The organism is Psychrobacter sp. Ps6, assembly GCF_022129235.1.
Taxonomy (GTDB): Bacteria; Pseudomonadota; Gammaproteobacteria; order Pseudomonadales; family Moraxellaceae; genus Psychrobacter.
On sequence record NZ_JADQAI010000025.1, the window covers coordinates 1 to 4,956 of the forward strand.

8 protein-coding genes are annotated in these 4,956 nt (G+C 36.9%); 3 read left to right on the plus strand and 5 right to left on the minus strand.

What is annotated here, in order from left to right; genetic code table 11:
* Positions 1-246 precede the first annotated feature (246 nt).
* Positions 247-1,410: a site-specific integrase gene (locus I3255_RS13075; RefSeq protein ID WP_238039205.1), complete on the plus strand. Its 1,164-nt coding sequence runs from the start codon at positions 247-249 to the stop codon at positions 1,408-1,410.
* A gap of 374 nt (positions 1,411-1,784) precedes the next feature.
* On the plus strand, positions 1,785-2,726 hold the full coding sequence (locus tag I3255_RS13080) for a hypothetical protein (RefSeq protein WP_238039206.1): 942 nt from the start codon (positions 1,785-1,787) through the stop codon (positions 2,724-2,726).
* Between the two features lie 228 nt (positions 2,727-2,954).
* Here the strand turns inward: I3255_RS13080 and I3255_RS13085 are convergent, their stop codons facing one another.
* The 5 genes from I3255_RS13085 to I3255_RS13105 form a co-directional block, all read right to left on the minus strand.
* The gene (locus I3255_RS13085) at positions 2,955-3,296 is read right to left on the minus strand and encodes a hypothetical protein (RefSeq protein WP_238039207.1); all 342 of its coding nucleotides are present in this window, start codon (positions 3,294-3,296) and stop codon (positions 2,955-2,957) included.
* Positions 3,297-3,306: 10 nt separating this feature from the next.
* Positions 3,307-3,690 (minus strand): hypothetical protein, encoded by a 384-nt coding sequence (locus tag I3255_RS13090; protein ID WP_238039208.1) that lies wholly within the window; start codon positions 3,688-3,690, stop codon positions 3,307-3,309.
* A 165-nt stretch (positions 3,691-3,855) separates the two neighbouring features.
* Positions 3,856-4,080, minus strand: a complete 225-nt coding sequence (locus I3255_RS13095) for a hypothetical protein (RefSeq protein WP_238039209.1) — start codon at positions 4,078-4,080, stop codon at positions 3,856-3,858.
* A 44-nt stretch (positions 4,081-4,124) separates the two neighbouring features.
* Entirely contained in the window at positions 4,125-4,358 is a 234-nt protein-coding gene (locus I3255_RS13100) for a hypothetical protein (RefSeq protein ID WP_238039210.1), read from the minus strand.
* Positions 4,359-4,369: 11 nt separating this feature from the next.
* Positions 4,370-4,570 carry a hypothetical protein gene (locus I3255_RS13105; protein WP_238039211.1) on the minus strand — a complete coding sequence of 67 codons (201 nt, stop codon included), beginning with the start codon at positions 4,568-4,570 and terminating at the stop codon, positions 4,370-4,372.
* A gap of 143 nt (positions 4,571-4,713) precedes the next feature.
* Between I3255_RS13105 and I3255_RS13110 the strand changes: the two genes are divergently transcribed.
* Positions 4,714-4,956, plus strand: a 243-nt coding sequence (locus tag I3255_RS13110) for a hypothetical protein (protein ID WP_346268627.1), incomplete at its 3' end; no start/stop codon positions are given.

A 4,956-nucleotide genomic window follows, 5' to 3' on the forward strand; every position in this document is an offset into this window, starting at 1 on the left:
TCGCAGGGCTTGCGCCGAAAGTTTCGTAATCAATCCAGTATAAGCTTGGTTCGTTTTTCTTGATCATAGTATTTTCCGGAAGCCATGTGTCTTGTATTAAGTGATTGTTATAAATATGGCTTTTTGTGATATACTGTTTTTATATACAGTAGTTAATTCCACTTGAATTCAGCGTGGGATTCGCATTAATGTCCGAATGTGCGTCCTAAAATCCAAGCCTGTGTCCTAATTTAAAGGAATAGCATAATGAGCCTAACAGACCGACAACTTAATCTTATCTCAAAGCAAGACACCTATGATGGTAAAGCTGAAATTAGTGATGGTGAAGGACTCGTTGTCCGTATAACACCTCAAGCTAAAATCTACTTTCACTACCGTTGTCGCTTTAATAAAAAAAGCTTAAGAATCCGTATAGGTAAGTATCCCGTAACTAGCCTCAAAGAGGCAAGACGAATGCATAAATTAATGATGGAATTGAGAGAGTCCGGTCGAAATCCCAACATTGCTATAACGGGTGAGCTTGAATTTATCACTTTGGATGATTGCGTGGCGTACTGGTTGAAACATTATGTTCCTCAATTAAAAGAGGGTACTCAGGCGCTTTATCGCTCATTTGCTAATAATTACCTTATTGGTGCTTTCCCAGAACGTAATGTCGAAACTATTCCCGCTAGAGAATGGATGCAGTGGTTAGATACCATTAGTCTTGATAAACCCAAAACCGCTAATTCATTATTTACTAAGTTAAGATCCTGCTTAAACTTTTGTAAGAGTAAGTTCATCATTGAAAAAACAGACTTAGATCGTATTAAAAGGCAGCATGTAGGTAAAGCTCCTGAGGTTGGTACCCGTGTTCCAACGTTTTCAGAACTTAGCATGATTTGGTTAGCCATCGAGCGTAGTCGGGCCAGCTCATCCAATAAAGCATTGCATCAGCTGACTATGTTGTGGGGCAATCGTTTATCAGAATTACGCCTTGCGCGTCGTAGTCACTTTGATATGGAAGCAGGTATATGGACGGTACCAAAAGAGCTTAGTAAAACAAATACGCCAATAAGACGCCCAATCCCAACTAAAGCAAGGGCAATATTAGAACGGGTAATGGCTACTTATGATGATGTACTTTTTCCCGGTGGCGATCTAGATAAGCCAATAACTATCTCAGCAGCTAACCGTTATATCCGCCGTATTAGAGATAGTTTACCCATTGAAGATTGGCGTACCCATGATTTTAGACGTTCGCTATCCACCGGAGCATCAGAATTGGGTGTCATGCCGCATGTAGTTGAAAAGATGCTTGGTCATGAATTAGGTGGGGTATTATCTGTTTATAACAAGCATGATTGGTTAAAAGAGCAGTTAGAAGGGTATGAGCTGTATGCTGAGAAGTTGGATAGTTATTTGAAGTAGATCTGTTGGGAGATTGATCAAAATCGTGTTGGAGACTGTGTTCTAACACAAAAATGCCTCTTTATGAGTTAGATCAAATACTCATTCATATCATTTTAACGTGATTTTAGATTAGTTTTATTTACTGTATATATGAACAGTTATAATGAAACGTGTTGGTTTTATCGCATGAGTTCTGTTTTTAATAAGACTGATTAAATACATTTCTTACTTTCTACATTTCAAATAAACAAGTTGAAACAAAATAATGCAATCAAGCTCATAATATTTATGAATTAAAGTGATTATGATTGTAAGGTTTAAAGGGCATTGTTTTGCGTGAAAGTAAGAATGCTTACTAATAAGCTATTATATTTATTCGGAGGTAAAATAATATGTCTTTAGATGTGGCATATTCTATTGAAATAGACGATTTTATCGACCCAGATAAGGCATATGAGCTTTATTGGTCGGGAATACTTGAAGACAAGAGAGCATTTTTATGTCCAGGTACAAACTGTTCGGCTAGGGTTACTTGTGCAAACCTTGATAAAGACACTAGTTCACTAAAAGTAGTTCCTCATTTCCGAGTATTTGGTTCTCACTCCAAAGGGTGTGAAGTTTCTAGAAATGTACCTCTGAAGCTTCAGTACGCAGAGCCAAAAACGCAAACAGCGACTCATAAAACGCTTGATACTTCAATCGTCGACACATTTTTAGAGCAAAGACCTAAATCGTATTATGACCATTATAAAAATAATAGCCGAGTTAAAAATGCTAAAGTACGAATGGTTAACGTATTGAAGTCTAAAGCTGAAAGGCAACTGAAAGAGATTGGCGTCACTAGTAGTATCTATTCGGTAAGAACTGTTGTTAATAGATATGCTAGATATAAGAAAGATGGGACTTTAGAACTACGCAGGTTAAATATTGCGGGTAAAGACAAACCTTACACAAGCCTTTTTAGCAAAATTGAAAATCAGATAGTTTCTAACTTGCCGCAACTGCCTTCAATTTATTACGGCTGGGCATTTATAAATAGGTTGCCATCAGGTAAAGGTTATCAGATAAAGTTCAAGAAAAAGCTAAAGGGTAATAGCAACGATAAAGAGTTCACCACTACGGTTATGATCGGTGATCGGCTAATTGAACAATACAAGATGAAAAAGTTGGTAGCCAAAAGAATTGAAAAACTCTACAAGTCCTCAAACCCAACTGCTTATGTTTTTATCTATGGTACGCCAAGAGTTAACGAACAAAATGACAGATATGCAAACATCGATATTACAAATTTAGATATGATCGATATCTGTCTTGAAGATCCTTGGGCAAAATGAATACAACAATCTGTTCAAGAGTGATTCTCAACGCGTGGCATTTCCACTATGCGTTGGTTTTAGTGTTTAAGGAGATATGCGGCGACTTCGGTATTGCGTTGCTTACCTCTTAACAAGATATTGATTACTTTTCCTAAAGTTACCAGCCTAAATAAAATTGTCTAACACTCTTTTGTCCAATTATTAGTAGCTTAAATAAAGCGATCTCTCATCAAGATCGCTTTGCATCTAAAAACGTTTTCCAAACCGACTGGTATTATCTTTCCATTCTTCAACAGCAGAACGTAACCAACGCAAGGGCATGAGTGTAATTGGTTCAGGAAAGCCTCGTTTTTGTCGCCACTTATAAATAGTTGCTCTGCTGGTGATCTGAAACATCTCTAAGACTTCAACGTGACTAATTAAAAGATGTGTTGATTGCTCATTAAGTTCAGCATAAGTTTTTGCTGGTGGCGGTGAATCTGGTAGTTGGTTTTCTTTTTTACTTTTATAGTGTGACGGTGTCACGTTTAAGCTATTTTCTGTGGTATAGGACATGTTTACAGTAGGGTAGCTGTTGTAATCGAACATGTTTGATTCCTTATTCAGATGTTTTATTAACAAAATTAGAAAGACGAACTCGATTTATGGTATGCCAACATCGAGCGTCACCTTTAAATAAGCCCCCAGATTTTAATTTGGCGCATCCTTCGGGAAGTTGTTCACCACAATATTGGCAAGTTCCTAGTGATTCTTTAATCTGATCCATTTCGGCGTGTACGCGATGAATCATTAACTGTAGTGCCTCAGTATTTTTACAAGGCTTATTTGGATAAGAGAAAAAAGCACAAATTTCATTTAATTGGCTTGCTTCAGTGGTACTCAACGGAAGAGGGTAGAGCGTAATCCCCTGAGCGGCTCGGCGGTCTCTCAAACGTTGAGCGCGTTTAGCCGCTTGTTGCCGTATTTTTTCCTTATTACTCATTGCACAAAATACCTTTACTGAAGTTATGTTTTGAATCAATTAGTTGCGGGATGGTCAGTCCTACGTTATCCTAAAGAGGATCCTTAGTGTTTAAAAGCTAGGGCTCATTGCACGAGATACCCCATTGGGTTTGGTCACCTGATGGGGTTTTCTTTTTTTCGTATGTTATTGCTGGTATTGTTCAAAATATTTACGATTGTCTGAAACTGTAATCCCATATTGCCTAGCGCGGTTCAATGTCAGTTCTTTTATGTTTTCTACAAGTGCAAGTTGAATGCGTGTCTTTTCCTCATGTTCAGGCTTTCTCATTAGATGTTTTTCATACATCTTTTCTCGATCATCCAAGTCATTCATGATGGTGACGAAGAAAGCGGTTAATTCATTACACATTAATAATCCTTCCTAAAAATTCGGGTGGTCAGCTCTGGCTCATTTCACGAAAGTTCGATGTCCGTTATTACAAAATCATCGAATGTCACCATATATCCATCTTTGATTAGCTCACTTAGCTGTGAGATATCTCGCTCTTCATAATGTCCAAATCGAGGATCTCTTGGATTGAGTAGAACTTCCTCCATATCACTTTTACGTTTTACTACCCATGCAGTGGGTTGAATTAACGTTTCTTTTATTTTTACGAGTAATACAGCGTCATTGATTAATCTCATTACGTTCATCCTTAAGAAATAAAAGTGATGACTTCAGCAGCAAATTCTTCAGCAATTTCTTGAGTAATTTCCATATCGAGAGGGCAATATTTTGAAATACCCCAACCATTTTTAGGGTTAGGGATCAAGGTCATAACTTTGTAATCTGATAGTAGGGGGTCATTTGATTTTGATACACCAACTACCCCATATTGAGTTTGATATTCAGCCATGCGACACCAATATAACTTTAAGTTTTAATAAATCCTAATACTTAAAGTTATACCAGTCAACACAAAAAGTTGTAATATTTTATGTTATACAACTGGTATTATATTGACTGGTTAATTTCTGCTTTACACATGGAGTGCTGTATATGTTTGGGTCATCCGATCGTAACCATGATAAAAAATTAGAAAATTTACGAGGAATGTTGATTGGTATTCAAGCTGATAAAGAGTTTAGTATTGATGAAGCTTTATATTTAGATTCATGGTTAAGAGACGCGAGAGAACTTCATCATTATGGAGATATTATTGATTTAATTGAGCAAATATCAGATATCTTAGAAGATGGGATTATTACCCCTGAAGAGATGCAAGATACATTTGATATGATT

Bases quoted from the DNA above. Each gene is read 5' to 3' on its own strand.
- I3255_RS13095 (WP_238039209.1), bottom strand. From the start codon at position 4,080: ATGTGTAATGAATTAACCGCTTTCTTCGTCACCATCATGAATGACTTG.
- I3255_RS13100 (WP_238039210.1), bottom strand. From the start codon at position 4,358: ATGAGATTAATCAATGACGCTGTATTACTCGTAAAAATAAAAGAAACG.
- I3255_RS13090 (WP_238039208.1), bottom strand. From the start codon at position 3,690: ATGAGTAATAAGGAAAAAATACGGCAACAAGCGGCTAAACGCGCTCAA.
- I3255_RS13075 (WP_238039205.1), top strand. From the start codon at position 247: ATGAGCCTAACAGACCGACAACTTAATCTTATCTCAAAGCAAGACACC.
- I3255_RS13105 (WP_238039211.1), bottom strand. From the start codon at position 4,570: ATGGCTGAATATCAAACTCAATATGGGGTAGTTGGTGTATCAAAATCA.
- I3255_RS13080 (WP_238039206.1), top strand. From the start codon at position 1,785: ATGTCTTTAGATGTGGCATATTCTATTGAAATAGACGATTTTATCGAC.
- I3255_RS13085 (WP_238039207.1), bottom strand. From the start codon at position 3,296: ATGTTCGATTACAACAGCTACCCTACTGTAAACATGTCCTATACCACA.